Origin of the sequence: Streptomyces malaysiensis subsp. malaysiensis (genome assembly GCF_040653035.1) — a bacterium.
Lineage (GTDB): Bacteria > Actinomycetota > Actinomycetes > Streptomycetales > Streptomycetaceae > Streptomyces > Streptomyces malaysiensis.
On sequence record NZ_JBEZNG010000001.1, the window covers coordinates 903,687 to 919,563 of the forward strand.

Annotated in this window: 14 protein-coding genes; 8 read left to right on the forward strand and 6 right to left on the reverse strand. The window is 71.1% G+C overall.

All coding sequences use genetic code 11. The annotated features are described in order from the left end of the window. Window positions 1-68 precede the first annotated feature (68 nt). On the forward strand, window positions 69-668 hold the full coding sequence (locus AB0E24_RS04005; RefSeq protein WP_347215757.1) for a 5-formyltetrahydrofolate cyclo-ligase: 600 nt from the start codon (window positions 69-71) through the stop codon (window positions 666-668). 142 nt (window positions 669-810) lie between these two features. Here the strand turns inward: AB0E24_RS04005 and AB0E24_RS04010 are convergent, their stop codons facing one another. Next, window positions 811-3,573, reverse strand: coding sequence for a penicillin acylase family protein (locus AB0E24_RS04010; RefSeq protein ID WP_174885023.1), 2,763 nt, complete (start codon window positions 3,571-3,573; stop codon window positions 811-813). Between the two features lie 235 nt (window positions 3,574-3,808). Between AB0E24_RS04010 and AB0E24_RS04015 the strand changes: the two genes are divergently transcribed. The 5 genes from AB0E24_RS04015 (at window position 3,809) to mscL (ending at window position 8,363) form a co-directional block, all read left to right on the forward strand. Continuing rightward, window positions 3,809-5,314, forward strand: a complete 1,506-nt coding sequence (locus AB0E24_RS04015) for a potassium/proton antiporter (protein ID WP_069864832.1) — start codon at window positions 3,809-3,811, stop codon at window positions 5,312-5,314. Between the two features lie 147 nt (window positions 5,315-5,461). Then, window positions 5,462-5,830, forward strand: coding sequence for an FmdB family zinc ribbon protein (locus AB0E24_RS04020; protein WP_359374721.1), 369 nt, complete (start codon window positions 5,462-5,464; stop codon window positions 5,828-5,830). 160 nt (window positions 5,831-5,990) lie between these two features. Further along, window positions 5,991-6,836: an S-methyl-5'-thioadenosine phosphorylase gene (locus AB0E24_RS04025; RefSeq protein ID WP_093706976.1), complete on the forward strand. Its 846-nt coding sequence runs from the start codon at window positions 5,991-5,993 to the stop codon at window positions 6,834-6,836. A 192-nt stretch (window positions 6,837-7,028) separates the two neighbouring features. Beyond that, window positions 7,029-7,763, forward strand: coding sequence for a hypothetical protein (locus tag AB0E24_RS04030; RefSeq protein WP_359374724.1), 735 nt, complete (start codon window positions 7,029-7,031; stop codon window positions 7,761-7,763). 132 nt (window positions 7,764-7,895) lie between these two features. Beyond that, window positions 7,896-8,363, forward strand: a complete 468-nt coding sequence (mscL, locus tag AB0E24_RS04035; RefSeq protein ID WP_093702265.1) for a large conductance mechanosensitive channel protein MscL — start codon at window positions 7,896-7,898, stop codon at window positions 8,361-8,363. A 7-nt stretch (window positions 8,364-8,370) separates the two neighbouring features. Here the strand turns inward: mscL and AB0E24_RS04040 are convergent, their stop codons facing one another. Together AB0E24_RS04040 and AB0E24_RS04045 are read right to left on the reverse strand one after the other, a co-directional pair. Further along, window positions 8,371-8,559 (reverse strand): hypothetical protein, encoded by a 189-nt coding sequence (locus tag AB0E24_RS04040; protein ID WP_069864839.1) that lies wholly within the window; start codon window positions 8,557-8,559, stop codon window positions 8,371-8,373. A 3-nt stretch (window positions 8,560-8,562) separates the two neighbouring features. After that, window positions 8,563-9,105: an AMP-binding protein gene (locus AB0E24_RS04045; RefSeq protein ID WP_231981320.1), complete on the reverse strand. Its 543-nt coding sequence runs from the start codon at window positions 9,103-9,105 to the stop codon at window positions 8,563-8,565. A 202-nt stretch (window positions 9,106-9,307) separates the two neighbouring features. Here AB0E24_RS04045 and AB0E24_RS04050 point away from each other — a divergent pair, with 202 nt between their 5' ends. Beyond that, window positions 9,308-10,450, forward strand: coding sequence for a P1 family peptidase (locus AB0E24_RS04050; RefSeq protein ID WP_359374726.1), 1,143 nt, complete (start codon window positions 9,308-9,310; stop codon window positions 10,448-10,450). 83 nt (window positions 10,451-10,533) lie between these two features. Next, window positions 10,534-11,610, forward strand: coding sequence for an FAD-dependent oxidoreductase (locus tag AB0E24_RS04055; protein WP_359374791.1), 1,077 nt, complete (start codon window positions 10,534-10,536; stop codon window positions 11,608-11,610). 7 nt (window positions 11,611-11,617) lie between these two features. Here AB0E24_RS04055 and AB0E24_RS04060 read toward each other — a convergent pair whose 3' ends face one another. The 3 genes from AB0E24_RS04060 to AB0E24_RS04070 all read right to left on the reverse strand — a co-directional run bounded on the left by AB0E24_RS04060 (window position 11,618) and on the right by AB0E24_RS04070 (window position 15,493). Beyond that, window positions 11,618-13,705, reverse strand: coding sequence for a PTS fructose transporter subunit IIABC (locus AB0E24_RS04060; protein ID WP_359374728.1), 2,088 nt, complete (start codon window positions 13,703-13,705; stop codon window positions 11,618-11,620). 85 nt (window positions 13,706-13,790) lie between these two features. Next, entirely contained in the window at window positions 13,791-14,735 is a 945-nt protein-coding gene (pfkB, locus tag AB0E24_RS04065) for a 1-phosphofructokinase (RefSeq protein ID WP_359374730.1), read from the reverse strand. After that, window positions 14,732-15,493, reverse strand: coding sequence for a DeoR/GlpR family DNA-binding transcription regulator (locus AB0E24_RS04070; protein ID WP_069864846.1), 762 nt, complete (start codon window positions 15,491-15,493; stop codon window positions 14,732-14,734). Before AB0E24_RS04070 ends, pfkB begins: the two co-directional genes overlap by 4 nt. Between the last annotated feature and the right edge of the window lie 384 nt (window positions 15,494-15,877).

A 15,877-nucleotide genomic window follows, 5' to 3' on the forward strand; every position in this document is an offset into this window, starting at 1 on the left:
GTGCCTTTGGGGCAAATGATGAGTATTCGGTGAATATGGCATGAGACAAGGAGATTGCCCACCCAGTGATCAACACCGACGCTAGTAAGCGCGCATTGCGGAGACGTCACCTGACGGTGAGGTCCAGGTTGACGGCGGATGACATCGAGAAGGCCGGCGCCGCCCTGGCGTGTCGCGCCCTGGAACTGCCCGAGATCGCCGGTGCGGCCACGGTCGCGGCCTATGTGTCCGTGGGGAGCGAGCCCGGTACGCACGCCCTGCGGGAGGCCCTGCGCGCCCGCGGGGCCCGGGTGCTGCTTCCGGTGCTGCTCGAGGACGACGATCTCGACTGGGGTGAGGACGAGGGGGCCGGCCGGCTGGCGCCCGCCCGGCGCGGCCTGCTGGAGCCCGAGGGGCCGCGGCTCGGCCCCGAGGCGGTCACCCGGGCGGACGTGGTGCTGCTGCCCGGGCTCGCGGTGGACCGGCGCGGGATGCGGCTGGGCCGCGGCGGCGGCTCGTACGACCGGGTGCTGGCCCGGCTGGCGGCCGCGGGGGCCGATCCGGCGCTGGTGGTGCTGCTGTACGACGGCGAGCTGCTGGACGAGGTGCCCGAGGAGGGCCACGACCGTCCGGTGCACGCGGCGGTGACGCCGTCGGGCGTCCACCGCTTCACGCCGCGGCCCCGCTGAGGCGCCCGGAGGCGTCTCTCGGCGGGGCCGCGAGGGTCGGCGGACCCGGGACCGGCCGGGGGCACAAACGCCCCTCAGACGGCCACCGGGCCCTTCGGGGCCCGTGCGGGGCCCCGGGTGCTCCATGGATCGCTACGGATCGCTACGGGGTGAGCGCCAGCTCGTCGTCCGTCGACTTGTCCACGGCGCCCTTGCTGAACGCCCAGGGCAGCAGCTCGCCCTTCGCCCACTTCTCGGTCTGGTCCGTGTAGTGCGCGTTGTAGGCGTGGCCGGAGGCGCCGGTGAGGTTGATCCAGCGCGACTTGTCGAGGTTGTCGAGGTTGACGACCATCCGCATCGAGGGGACCCAGGTGACGTCGTAACCGCCCGCCGCGTTCCACCCGGTCGCGTTGACCGCCGCCTCGCCGCCGGAGAGGTTCCACGGGCCCCGGTTGAGGAGCCACTGGACCGCGCCGGGGCCGTCGGTGCCCAGGGTCTGGTTCTTCAGGTTCAGCCGGTGCAGCCGGCCCCAGCTCCAGCTGTTGATGTCCTTGCCCAGCTTGGCGGTGAGCTCGGAGCGCGCGGCCCGCATGGCCTGCGCGAGCAGCTCGTCACGGTTGGTGGCACCGGGCTTGTTGCGGGTGCCCTCCGTCTTCCACCAGTTGTTCTTCGGATCCTTGATGATGCTGCGCACGACCTCGTACCAGCGGTCGCCGCCGTCGGGCTGCGCCATGTCGGGATCGCGCTTACCGCATTCGCGCACCAGCCGGGTGTTGCCGTTGAGGTCCTCCAGCGGACCCGAGTCGTCGGCCGGGCGCACCCGCAGGCACTCCCCCTTGACCCGCAGCTCCTTGGGGAGCTTGTCGCCGAAGGCCAGCTTGAGGGTGTTGCGCCAGACGGCGTTGAAGTACGCGGCGGCCGCCGAGTCCGAGTCCTGGGTGTAGTCCCAGCTCTCCAGGAGCTTCTGCGCCTGGCGTACGTAGTCGTCCTTGATGTCGATCTTCAGCAGATAGGGCGTCAGCAGCTTGGCGATCTCGCTGCTGTTGTCCATTTGCAGGGACTGCATATCGTCCGTGGAGATCTTCCCGCCGTCCTTGATCTTCGACTCGATGAGGTCGGTGATGCGCTGGCTCCGCGCGCCGTACCCCCAGTCGTCGGTCAGCGGATACGGGTAGCTCTTCTCGTCTATGACGGCCTGGTTGGCGGTGACGATGAAGCCGCGATCGGGGTTGAGCTCCCAGGGCAGCGCCGACTGCGGAATGTACTTGCTCCACTTGTAGCGCGAGTCCCAGCCGGGCGCCGGGTAGCGGCCGTCGCCCTTGGAGCGCACCGGGATCTGGCCGGGCGCCTGGTAGCCGATGTTGCCCTGGGTGTCGGCGTAGATCAGGTTCTGGGAGGGCACCGCGAAGTCGCGGGCCGCCTTACGGAAGTCGCTGAAGTTCTTGGCGGTGTTCAGCCCGAAGACCGCGTCCATGGTGTTGGACGGGGTGAGCGCGGTCCACTTCAGCGCCACCGCGTAGCCGTCGCCGCGGTCGGGGGCCACATCGTCGGCGCCGCTGCCCACCGGAGCGCTCTTGCCGACGGAGGCGAGCTCGTCGTCGCGGTCGGAGATGATCGGGCCGTTGTTGGTGGTGCGGACGGTGATCGTACGGCTCTTGCCACCCGCGACCTTGATGGTCTCCTCACGGGTGGTGAACGGCACCTGCTTGCCGTCGTAGAGGTAGCCCTCGGCGGTGACCTTCTCCAGGTACAGGTCGCTGACGTCGGCACCGAGGTTGGTCATGCCCCAGCTGATGTCCTGATTGTGACCTATGACCACACCGGGCATACCGGAGAAGGTGAAGCCCGCCGTGTCGTACGGACAGGCGCTGGAGACCTGCTTGCAGTGCAGCCCCATCTGGTACCAGACGGACGGCAGCTGGGGCGCCAGGTGCGGGTCGTTGGCGAGCAGCGGCTTGCCGGTGGTCGTGTACTTGCCGGAGACCACCCACGAGTTGGAGCCGATACCGGTCCCGTTCGGGCCGAGCAGCGCCGGAACGTCGTCCAGCGTCTTGGAGAGCGAGGACAGCTGCGTCTGAACCCCCTGCGCGGCGCCGGTGGCCCCTCCGCCCACCGTGCCTCCCGTGCCGTCCGTGGAGGCGGCCGGGGTCGCCTTGGGGTCGAACTCGTCCGTGGCCTCGTTGACGGCGCCGTCCTGCACGATCGGCTTGTTCCGGCTGTACGGGTACGACGGGTAGAGCTCGTCTATCTGCTTGGCGCTGAGCCTGTTGGAGGCCAGGGCGCGGTCCACCTCGTCCTGCATGTTGCCACGCAGGTCCCAGGCCATCGCCTTGAGCCAGGCCACCGAGTCGACCGGGGTCCACTTCTCCGGCTTGTAGCTGTCGTTCTTGAAGTCCAGGGCCGCGTACTCGACGGACAGCGCGTCCCCTTGGTGGTCCTTGAGGTAGGCGTTGACGCCGTCGGAGTAGGCCCGCAGATACTTCTTGGTGGTGGCCGACAGCTTGGTGTCGTACTCCTGCTTGGCCACCCGGTGCCAGCCCATGGTGCGCAGGAACGCGTCGGTCTCCACCTGGCCTGAACCGAACATCTCCGAGAGGCGGCCGGCCGTCATATGGCGGCGGACGTCCATCTCCCAGAAGCGGTCCTGGGCCTGGACGAACCCCTGGGCGCGGAAGAGGTCCTCGGGGGTGCCGGCGTAGATCTGGGGTATCCCATAGCCGTCCCGTTTGACCTGCACGGGGCTTGACAGCCCCTTGAGCTGAAGCGATCCCGTGGTCTCCGGGAATGAGGCACGGACTGTACTGACGCTCCAGTACGCGCCGTAGCCGACGCCCCCGACGAGCAGCAGCACGACTGCGATCACGATCAGGCGGAGACGTCGACTCTTCTTCTTTTTGGGAGAAGAGCCGGTTGTGTTGGCGGGCATCGCTGTCCTTCGAGGGGCAGGGTGAACCTGGAGTGCTGGAGCAACCATAGGCGCAGCGCTGTCGCCGCCCCTACGCGGAGTCATGACTGGACGCCGCGCACCGGCCATCGGCCGGGCTTGTACACCTCGGCGAAGACCTCTCGGCGGAGGCTCGCGTCAAGATCCCGTAAAATGTTAGATAAGGCAATGAAGTTCCGGTCGGCGGGGACCCTTTCTCAGCGTTCCCTCCGCTCCCGTGAGAAAGGGTCGGCCCCTGACTGTTCACCACCTCAATGAATTGCTGTTGATCTGCGCGCTCGTCCTGCTCGTCGGCGTGGCGGCCGTAAGGATCTCCACACGCAGCGGGCTGCCCACACTGCTGATCTATCTCGGCATCGGCGTCGCCATCGGCACGGACGGGATCGGTGTCACCTTCAACGACGCCGAGCTCACACAGATCCTCGGCTACACCGCACTGGTCGTGATCCTGGCCGAGGGCGGTCTGGGCACGAAGTGGAGCGAGATCAAACCGGCCCTGCCAACGGCCGCCGTACTGTCCACCGTGGGTGTCGCGGTGAGCGTAGGGGTCACCGCTGCTGCGGGGCACTATGTGGTGGGACTGGACTGGCGGCAGGCGCTGATCATCGGCGCGGTGGTGTCCTCCACGGACGCGGCGGCGGTCTTCTCGGTGCTGCGCACGGTGCCGCTGCCCAAGCGGCTCACGGGCGTCCTGGAGGCCGAGTCCGGCTTCAACGACGCCCCCGTGGTGATCCTTGTGGTCGCCTTCTCCAGCCAGGGCCACATGGATTCCTGGTACACCCTGATCGGCGAGATCGCCCTGGAGCTGGCGATCGGCGCGGTGGTCGGTCTCGCGATCGGCTGGCTGGGCGCCTTCGGCCTGCGGCATGTGGCACTGCCCGCCTCCGGTCTGTACCCGATCGCGGTGGTCGCCATCGCCGTCATCGCCTATGCGGGCGGTTCGCTGGCGCACGGGTCCGGCTTCCTCGCCGTCTACCTCGCCTCCCTCCTCCTGGGCAACGCACGGCTGCCGCACTGGCCGGCGACCCGCGGCTTCGCCGAGGGGCTGGGCTGGCTCGCCCAGATCGGGATGTTCGTCCTGCTGGGACTGCTGGTCACCCCGCATGAGCTGGGCGATGATGTGCTGCCCGCCCTCGCGGTCGGGCTGGTGCTCACCGTGGTGGCCCGGCCGGTGTCGGTCCTGCTCAGCACGGCGCCGTTCCGGCTGCCCTGGCGGGAGAAGGCGCTGCTGTCCTGGGCCGGGCTGCGCGGGGCGGTGCCGATCGTGCTGGCCACGATCCCGATGGTCAGCAACGTGCCCGACAGCCGCCGGATCTTCAACATCGTCTTCGTACTGGTGATCGTCTACACCCTGGTCCAGGGGCCGACACTGCCCTGGCTCGCCACCCGGCTACGGCTCGAGGAGCCCGAGCCGGCCGACCTGGGCATCGAGTCGGCGCCGCTGGAGCGACTGCGCGGCCATCTGCTGTCGGTGTCGATCCCCCAGGCGTCCAAGATGCACGGCGTCGAGGTGGGCGAGCTGCGGCTGCCCACGGGGGCCGCGGTCACCCTGGTGGTCCGGGACGGGACCAGCTTCGTACCGCTGCCCTCGACCATGCTGCGGCGCGGCGACGAGCTGCTGGTGGTGGCCACGGACCCGGTGCGCGACGCGGCGGAACGGCGGCTGCGGTCGGTGGGCCGGGGCGGCAAACTGGCCGGCTGGCTCGGCACGGGAGCGAGCTGACGGGGGGGGCTGGACGGGGAGCCTGGGGGCGCGCCCGGGGCGGTGGATTCGATCACCCATGTCCCGCCCCAGTGGACTGACGCGCGGGAATACTGCACTATGGAGCGTCGTTAGCACTCATCGAGTGAGAGTGCCAGGAGGAAGAACGTGCCGACCTACCAGTACCAGTGCACCGAGTGCGGCGAGGGCCTCGAGGCGGTGCAGAAGTTCACCGACGACGCGCTCACCGAGTGCCCCAACTGCCAGGGACGCCTGAAGAAGGTGTACTCGGCGGTCGGCATCGTCTTCAAGGGCTCCGGTTTCTACCGGAACGACAGCCGCTCCTCCTCCAGCAGCACGAGCGGCGGTTCCGGCAAGTCGGCGGCGAAGAGCGACAGCTCCAGCTCGTCGTCCTCCTCGTCATCGGATTCGTCCTCGTCATCGGACTCCTCTTCCTCGTCCTCCTCCTCGACGTCTTCGTCTTCTTCGTCGTCGACGTCGTCCTCGACGACATCGACATCGAGCTCGGCCGCCTGATCCCGGCCACCTGGCCTCCGGTTTCATCGACACCCCGCCGCCTCCACCGGGAGGCGGCGGGGTGTCGTTCGCGTGGACGCGGGTGGCTCCTCATCCGCCCTCCCCGCTCAGCTCGCCGTCGTATGTCGTTCGCGCGGACGCGGGTGGCTAGGGTGATCGCATGGTCGAGACCAGCAGGCAAGCAGACATAGGGGTCATCGGGGGATCGGGGTTCTACACGTTCCTCGACGACGTGACCGAGATCACCGTGGAAACTCCCTATGGGGCGCCGAGTGACTCGCTCGTCCTCGGCGACATCGAGGGGCGCCGGGTCGCCTTCCTCCCGCGGCACGGCCGCAAGCACCATCTGCCACCGCACCGCATCAACTACCGCGCCAACCTCTGGGCCCTGCGCTCGCTCGGGGTGCGGCAGGTCTTCGGCCCGTGCGCCGTGGGCGGACTACAGCCGGAGTACGGACCTGGGACGCTGCTCATCCCGGACCAACTGGTCGACCGCACCAAGGCGCGTACGCAGACCTACTTCGACGGCGAGGCGCTGCCGGACGGCCGGATTCCGAATGTGGTGCACACCACCTTCGCGGACCCGTACTGCCCGGTGGGCCGAAAGGCGGCCGTGGAGGCGGCGCGCGGACGCGACTGGGAGCCGGTGGACGGCGGGACGATGTGCGTGATCGAGGGGCCGCGCTTCTCCACCCGGGCCGAATCGCGCTGGCATGCGGCGCAGGGCTGGTCGGTGGTCGGCATGACGGGCCACCCGGAGGCGGTGCTCGCACGCGAACTGGGGCTCTGCTACACGTCGTTGACACTGGTCACCGACCTGGACGCGGGCGTGGAGACCGGCGAGGGCGTCACCCACACCGAGGTGCTGAAGGTCTTCGGGGAGAACGTGGGCCGACTGCGCGAGGTGCTCTTCGACGCGGTCGGCAAGCTGCCGGAGAGCTCCACTCGGGACTGCCTGTGCACCCATGCCCACGACGGCTGGGACCTGGGGATAGAGCTTCCATAGGCGCGGGGGTGAGGTGCCGAGGTCATCGCCGGGGGCGGGTCCGAACTCGCCTCGGGGCGCGTGTCGCTCGCCCGGGTGACCGAGTTGTCCACAGGCCGGTGGCCATCCACAGGCTCGAGCGGGATCGGGCGGAGGTGGGCATGGTGAGGGGGCCAGAAGCACCCGGACCCTCACGGCAGGCGGTGATGTGCCATGTCCCATCCGTCCCCCAACCTCGCGTTGCCCCGCTCCCTCGCGTTGCCCCGCTCCGCTCCCCCGGCCCGTGCGGTGCCGTGCTTCGATCCGGTGCGCACCGGGCGCGCCCGTGAGTTCGGGCTGCGGCGGGCCGTGCGGCGGCGGCGCCGAGCGATGGCGGCCGGGCTGGCGCTGACGGCCGCCGCGCTCGCGGCCGCGGCACCGCCCGGCCGTGGGCATACGGACGCGGTGTCCTCGCGAGCGCCCGCCCCCGCGGGCGAGGAACGGCGAGGCGGCCCGCGCCCCGCCATGGTGTCGGCGCCGGTCCGGATCGCCGATGCGGCCGCAGTGCGGCTGCTGCACCCCGGCGACCGGGTGGATGTGCTGGCCACACCGCTTCCGGACGCCGCAGGAGCCCGGTCGTCCGGCGCCGCGGCGCGGGTGGTCGCGCATGGGGTCCGGGTGACCGAGGTGCCCGGCTCGCGGAGCGGCCGCGCGACGGGCGGCGCAGCCGAGGGCGGCGCAGCCGAGGGCGGCGCAGCCGAGGGCGGCGCAGCCGACGGCGGTGCGCCGGAGGCCGGTGCGGACAAGGATCCGAGCGGTGACGGGACCGTGGACGACGGCGGCGTGCAGTACGGAGGCGCGAGCGGCGGCGGGGCGCTGGTGGTGCTGACGGTGCCGCGAGCGGACGCCACCGCGCTGGCCGGGGCCGCGGCCGGTTCCCGATTGGCGGTGACGCTATGCCGTCGCTGACTCCCCCGACTCCCCTGATGCCCCGCTCACCTGCGGGTGTAGGTTGCGAAACCGTCCGCTCCCGCACCGACGCGGCGAAAGAGAGGCAGTGGGGTGAGCCAAGAGAAGGTGGCCGAGGAGAAGAAGAGCGTCATGGAAGGGTTCAAAGCCTTCCTGATGCGCGGCAATGTGATCGACCTCGCTGTCGCGGTCGTCATCGGAGCCGCCTTCACCTCCGTCGTGAACTCGATAGTGAAGGGCTTTATCAACCCCATAGTCGGAGCCTTCGGCACGAAGGACCTCGAGAAGTACCGCTCCTGTCTCAAGGCGCCCTGCGAGACCAACGCCACGGGCGATGTGATCCACGGCATCCCGATCCTCTGGGGAAGCGTGCTCTCCGCTGTGCTGACGTTCCTGATCACGGCCTCGGTGGTGTACTTCCTGATGGTGCTGCCCATGTCGCGCTATCTGGCGCGGAAGGCCGCCAAGGAGGCGCAGGCGGAGGAGGAGCAGGCCGTCGCGGACGCCGAGGAGATCGTTCTGCTGCGCGAGATCCGCGACGAGCTGGTGGCACAGCGCGCCGCCGTCCACAACGGTGGTGGCAGCGGCTCCAGCGCCTAGGGACCCGTCAGAGGTGGTGGGGCGGCTTCTCGTCGAGGAACCGGGCCAGATCGGCGGCATCGCCGGCGCTGTCGCCGCCGGGAATCCGCTCACCCCACCCGTGGTCCGTATCGTCCGATGACCGCTGCGCCAGTGGATCGTCGAAGATCAGCGCGGCGGCCGGATCGCGCGGTCCAGGGGCAGGGGCGGTGTTCATGCCTCAAGAGTACGGCCCGGGCAGCGGCTCGGTGTATCGGCCGAGCTCGTCATGCCACCACAGGTCACGCCCTGGCTTCCAGGACACCGGGCAGGCGAGCCGGTGGACCACCAGCACGGACCGCACCTCCGGGCAGCCGCTCAGTGCCCGGTCGACATGGCGCTTGAGCGGCTGGAGCTCCCCGCGGTGCTGCCCGGCGTCCGCGGTGATGACGACCTTGGCGCCGACCTCCCTGATCCGGTCGCGCAACTCATGGGGGTGCAATCCCACGGGAAGGCTGGCGCGGACGACGTCCAGCCGACCACAGGCGAGGGTGGCTATCACGGACTCGGGCACCAGCGGCAGATGGACCGCCACCCGGTCCCCGGCGCGGACGCCGAGCCGGGTGAGCGCGGCGGCGGCCCGGGCCGCCTGGTCGAGCAGCTCGGCATGGGTGAGCTCCTCGGTGCGGTCCGGCTCGCTGATCCAGCGGAGGGCGACCCGGGCGGACCGCCGAGTGTCGGTGGCCGGCGTCGGGAGCTCCTCCGTCCGAGAGGTATGGGGCACGGCGGTCTTCTTTCGGACGGGGGCGAACGGCATACCGCTCAGAGTGCCGCCACGCCATCAACGTCTGATGAACGCCCTCTATATGAGAGGGCCTCACCCCGTCCCGCGCCCTTCGGCGGCGATCGCGGGAGGACGGATACGAGGGTGGTTCGCGCCTCGGTACCCGACCATGCCACGGCTTGCCGTGCTACGCATAGCTTCCATGAACGCCGAGCGGACAAACCCCGAATCAGCTCCCACCGGTCCGGCCGACTGCCTGACGGATGTCCCCGGACTGCGGGTGGGGCATGCCCAGCGATCCGGCGGCGGCCGGCTGACCGGGACAACGGTGGTGCTGGCCCCCGAGGGCGGTGCGGTTGCCGCGGTCGATGTGCGCGGCGGTGGTCCCGGCACCCGGGAGACCGATGCCCTCGATTCGCGCAATCTGGTCCAGCGCGTCGATGCCGTGGTGCTGACCGGCGGCAGCGCGTTCGGGCTCGACAGCGCCTCGGGGGTGGCCTCTTGGCTGGAGGAGCACGGCCGGGGCTTCCGGGTCGGCCCCGATCCGGCGCAGGTCGTTCCGGTGGTCCCGGCCGCCGCCCTCTTCGACCTGGGCCGGGGCGGCGACTGGCGGGCCCGCCCGGACGCCGCGTTGGGGCGTGAGGCGATCGAGGCGGCGGCCGGTTCGCGGCCGGGAGCGCCGGTCGCGGAGGGCAATGTGGGAGCGGGCACGGGCGCGGTGGCCGGTGGGCTCAAGGGCGGCATCGGTTCGGCCTCCACGGTGCTGCCGTCCGGCGTCACGGTGGCCGCCCTGGCCGCGGTCAACGCCGCAGGATCGGTCGTCGATCCCCGTACGGGCGCGCTGTACGGGGAGCACTACGAGCCGTTGGACGAGGACGGGCCCCACGGCCCCACTGTGGCCGAGCATGCGGAGGCGATGCGTCGGCTGACCGCCGCACGGGCCGAGTCGGAGCGACGGCAGGCCGCGTCGGTGCGGCCCCCGCTGAACACCACACTGGCTGTGGTCGCCACCGATGCCGTGCTCACCCGGGCCCAGGCCCACAAGCTGGCGGGTACGGCACACGACGGTCTGGCGCGGGCCGTCCGGCCGGTGCATCTGCTGTCCGACGGCGACACGGTCTTCGCCCTGGCCACCAGCGGGCGCCCGCTGATACCGGACGGCGGCCCCGAGGACGCCGGCGATCCGGCGTTCGGGGTGCACAGGGAGAGCGGTGCGCTGAACGAGGTGCTGGCGGCCGGGGCGGATGTGCTGACCCGGGCGGTGGTCAAGGCGGTGCTCGCGGCGGAGACCGTGGACGGCCCGGGCGGTGTCTTCCCGGCGTACCGGGATCTTTACAACCGCTGATCCGCCGAGGCCGGAAGGAAGGAAGCGTCTGGCCGGAAGAGCGGCGGGCCGCAGCGACGAAGAGAGGGGGGCTTCCTATGGACATGGATACCGATCTGCTGATCGTCGGTGGTGGCCCGGCGGGCTGCGCCGCCGCCGTGATGGCTGCGAGCGTGGGGATGCGCTCGGTGCTGATCGAATCGGGCGACGCCCTGTGCGGGGCGCTGCGGCGCATCCCGGCGGTGCGCAATGTCCTCGGAGCCACCAACGGCCCGGATCTGGCGGCGGCGATCGAGGCCGATCTGGGGCGGTGTGATCCATGCCGGGTGGAGCTGGGCCGGCGCGCCACGCGGATCGACGCCTACGAAGACCACGTCGAGGTCACGGTCCAGCCCGTAGGACCGTTGGGGGCGATGGGGTCCGTGGGGGCGGTGGGGTCCGTGGGGCCGGTCGGATCCATGGAGCCGGAGGGGTCCGTGCAGGCGTCTGGAACGCGGCTGACCGCTCCGTATGTGGTCGTCGCCACCGGGGTCGGGCCGCTGGATCCCGAGAGCGTGGAATGGCTCGGGGGTGCGGCGGGCCGGGCGCTGCCGCCGCTGTGGGAGGCGAATCCGGCGGCGATCGACGACCGGACCGTGCTGGTCCTGGGGGCGGACCGGCCTCTGGGGACCATGGCGCTGGCTCATCCGGAGCTGAGGACCCGCTTTGTGGTGGCGTATCCGCCCGAGGACGCCTACAAGACCGAGGAGATCCGGCAGGACCCTCGGATGGAGCTGGTGGCGGTGCGGCGGCTGGAGTTGGGGCCCGTGTCGGCCCCGGTCACCGCCGAGGTCCGGACGGTGGAGGGCGAGCGGCGGACCCTCACGGCCGATCTCGCCTTCCTCAACCTGGGCAGCGCTCCGGCGCCCCCGGCCGGGGCCGTGGCCCGTGACCGGTCCGGGTACTGCCCTCCCGGGAGCCAGCATCCCAGGGTGTTCACCGCCGGTGATCTGCGATCGGTTCGCTTCCAGCGGATCGCGACCGCCATGGGGTCGGGTGGCGAGGCGGCGCTCGGTGCCTACTACGCCTCGCGCGGCCTGCCCACAGAGACCGGCATGTCCACAGAGACTGGCCTGCCTACGGAGACCGGCGGCCCGCCCACGGAAGTGGGCAAGCCGCCGGACCCGACAGGGGGTGACTGAGATGCGGTCAGACCGCGACCGCCACCTTCGACTCGTCCTCGGTGGCGCCGCCCGTGGCGGCCTCGCCGCCCGCCTGGCCCTTCGCCTCCGGCTCCGCCGTCTTCCGCAGCCCCTTGAGGAAGATCACCAAACCGGCCGAGACCACCGTGCCCGCCACGATGGCCAGCAGGTAGAGGAACGGCTGGCCGATCAACGGGACCACGAAGATGCCGCCGTGCGGGGCGCGCAGTGTGCAGTCGAACGCCATCGACAGCGCACCGGTGACGGCACCGCCCGCCATCGAGGAGGGGATCACCCGCAGCGGATCCGCCGCGGCGAACGGAATGGCGCCCTCACTGATGAAGGAGGCGCCCAGCACCCAGGCGGCCTTGCCGTTCTCCCGCTCGGCCTTGGTGAACAGCCGTCCGCGCACGACGGTGGCCAGGGCCATCGCCAGCGGCGGGACCATACCGGCTGCCATCACCGCGGCCATGATCTTGAGGCTTCCGGTAGACGGGTCCGACACCGCGATACCACCGGTCGCGAAGGCGTAGGCCACCTTGTTGACCGGACCGCCCAGGTCGAAGCACATCATCAGGCCGAGGAGGACGCCGAGCCCGATGGCGTTGGCGCCGGAGAGGCCGTTGAGCCAGTCGGTCATCGCCTCCTGCGCGGACGCGATGGGCTTGCCGATCACCACGAACATCAGGACGCCGACGATCGCCGACGAGATCAGCGGGATCACCACCACCGGCATGATGCCGCGCAGCGCCGGCGGGACCTTGAACCGCTGGATGGCCATGACGACCGCGCCCGCGATCAGACCCGCGACCAGACCGCCGAGGAATCCGGCCTTGATGGTGGTCGCGATGTAGCCGCCCACGAAACCGGGGACCAGACCGGGCCGGTCGGCCATTCCGTAGGCGATATAGCCCGCCAGGACCGGCACCAGGAAGGTGAACGCGGCACCGCCGATCTGGAAGAGCAGCGCGGCCCAGCTACTGGTCTCGGTCCAGACGAAGTGGTCCGCCACGGACTTGGCGCTCGCGATCTCGTAACCGCCGATCGCGAAGGCGAGCGCGATCAGCAGACCGCCCGCGGCGACGAACGGCACCATGTAACTGACGCCCGTCATCAGCCACTTGCGCAGCCGGGTGCCGAAGCCGTCACCGGCGGCACCGTCCGCGTCCATCGGCGCCGAGCCGTCCGCCGAGCCTCCGGCCGGTGCGGTGATCTCGCCCCGCGCGGCCTTCGCCCGCGCCTCGGCGATGAGTTCGGCGGGACGGTTGATGGCCGCCTTCACCCCGACGTCCACCGTCGGCTTGCCCGCGAAGCGGGCCTTCTCCCGGACCTCCACATCGTGTGCGAAGACCACCGCGTCGGCGGCGGCGATGGTGGCGGCGGGGAGCTTGTCGAATCCGGCCGAGCCCTGGGTCTCGACCACCAGCTCGATCCCGGCCTCGCGAGCGGCGTTCTCCAGCGACTCGGCGGCCATATAGGTGTGGGCGATACCGGTGGGGCAGGAGGTGACGGCGACGATCCGGAAGGGGGCCACCGGCTCCGGAGCGGTCTGGGCAGCGCCGGAAGCACCAGCGGAGGATGCGCTGGGCTCAGCGGTGCTGGGCTCAGCAGCAGGCCCCTCGGCTTCCGTGTCCTCGGCGGCGGGTGCGCTCCGCTCATCGCCGCGGATCAGGGCGGCCGCCTGTTCGGGCTGGCCGGCCGAGCGCAGCGCATTGGTGAAGTCGGCGTTCATCAACTGCCGCGCCAGGCTCGACAGGATCGACAGATGGTCGCTGTCCGCCCCCTCAGGGGCGGCGATCAGGAAGATCAGATCGGCCGGGCCGTCTGCCGCGCCGAAGTCGATCCGGGCCGTGCTGCGCCCGAAGGCCAGGGTCGGCTCGGTGACATGCGCGCTGCGGCAGTGGGGTATGCCGATGCCGCCGTCCAGGCCGGTCGGCATCTGCTGCTCACGCGCCGCCACATCGGCGAGAAAGCCGTCGAGGTCGGTGACCCGACCGACCGCGACCATGCGTTCGGCGAGCGACCTGGCGGCGGCTTCCTTGGTGTCGGCGGACAGGTCAAGGTCGACCAGATCCGCGGTGATCAGCTCACTCATCTCGCGGCTCCCTTGTGTGCGGTGCCGCCCTTGGGGAAGCGGGCGGGTGGAGTGGGGACTGGGGGGTGGGAGTGGGGTCGGCCGGTCACGCGGGCTCCTTGAGCACACGGTCCAGCGGAATGTCCGCCGTGATGATCACGGCGGACGGGTCGAGGTCGGCGGGGGTCGGCATGGCGCTGCCCGGCAGTTGCACCGCGGCCGCGCCGTGGGCCACGGCCGAGGCGAGCGCGGCGGGTCCGGCGCCGCCCGCCGTGAGGAATCCGGCGAGCGAGGCGTCGCCCGCACCGACGTTGCTGCGCACGGCGGAGACCCGTGCGGTGGCGAAGTAGGCGCCCGTCTCGTCGACCAGCAGTTGGCCGTCGGCACCCAGGCTGGCCAGCACGGTGCGGGCGCCGAGACCTCGCAGTTCCTCGGCCGCCTTGACCGCCTCGCCCACGGTGGCCAGCGGACGGCCCACGGCCTGGGCCAGCTCCTCGGCGTTGGGCTTCACCACATCGGGGCGCTCGCGCAGGGCGGCGGTCAGCGAGGGCCCGGAGGTGTCCAGGGCGATCCGGGCGCCCGCCCGATGGGCCCGCGCCACCAACTCGGCGTACCACTCGGGTGCCAGGCCCCGGGGCAGGCTGCCGCAGCAGGCGATCCAGTCGGCGCTCTCGACCCTCGTCCGGACGGCCTCGAGCACCGCCTCGGCCTCGGCGTCGCTCAGCTCGGGCCCGCTGGCGTTGAGTTTGGTGAGGGTGCCGTCCGGTTCGGCCACGGAGATATTGACCCGGGTCGAGCCCGCCACGGGCACACCCGCCGCCTCGATGCCGAGCTCCTCCAGCAGCCGTGCGAGCAGCGCGCCCTCCGGTCCGCCGAGCGGCAGCACGGCCACCGTGCGATGCCCCGCGGCGGCCACGGCGCGCGAGACATTGACGCCCTTCCCGCCGGGGTCGACCCGGTCGGCCGTGGCCCGCAGCACGGCGCCGCGCTCCAGCGCGGGGATCTCGTACGTACGGTCCAGGCTGGGGTTGGGGGTGACGGTGAGAATCATGCGCGTGCCACTTCCGTGCCCTGGCGCTCGATGGCCAGGGCGTTTTGCGGGCTGAGCCCGGTGTCCGTGATGAGCAGATCGACATCGTCGAGGCCGCCGAACCGGGCGAAGTGCTCCCGGCCGAACTTGGCGGAGTCCGCGAGCAGCACCACCCGCCGGGCCGCCGCGATCATGGCGCTCTTGACGGCGCCCTCCGCGAGATCGGGGGTGGTGAGCCCGCCGTCCAGCGAGAAGCCGTTGGTGGCGAGGAAGACCACATCGGCCTTGATCTCGCCGTAGCCGCGCAGCGCCCAGGCGTCCACGGCGGCCCGGGTGCGGTGGCGGACCCGGCCGCCGACGAGGTGCAGCGCGATACCGGGGTGGTCGGCGAGGCGGGCGGCGACCGGCAGGGCGTGGGTGACGACGGTGAGCTTGGCCTCCAGCGGAAGGGCTGCGGCGAACCGGGCGGCCGTCGAACCCGCGTCGATGATCACGCTGCCGTCGGACGGCAGTTCGGCGATGGCGGCCCGCGCGATGCGGTCCTTCTCATCGGCGGCGGTGGATTCGCGCTCGGCGAGATCGGGCTCGAAGTCCAGACGGCCCGCCGGGATGGCGCCCCCGTGCACGCGGCGGACGAGCCCCGCCCGGTCGAGGGCGCGCAGATCACGTCGTACGGTCTCGGCGGTGACCTGGAACTCCTCGGCGAGAGACAGGACATCCACCCGCCCGCCCTCACGGGCGAGCCGGAGAATCTCCTGCTGACGCTCCGGTGCGTACATGTGGGTTTACGCCCCTTCCATGCCCGAACCTGTGATTTCGCGGCCAGATTACGTGGGCGATGCAGGAAAGTAAACAGACTCGGGCACGAAACAAACTCGACCAGGCATATACGGTTCGCGATCGCTCAGCGACCTCCCCGGCCACGTCTCACCGCCGCCCCTGACCACTGCCTCTGACCACTCCCCCTGACCGCCGCCCGCCCCCGGCCGCCTGCCACCCGCCGCCCGGCAACCGGCGACCGGCGACCGGCGACCGGCGACCGGCGACCGCAGCGCACCGTCCGAATGCCGCCGGACTTCCACGACCCGCCCGGCCAGGATCGAGTCATGTCCCCCTCATCGGGAGGGGCCACCGCACAGCGGAATTCTCATCACCTCTTGCCC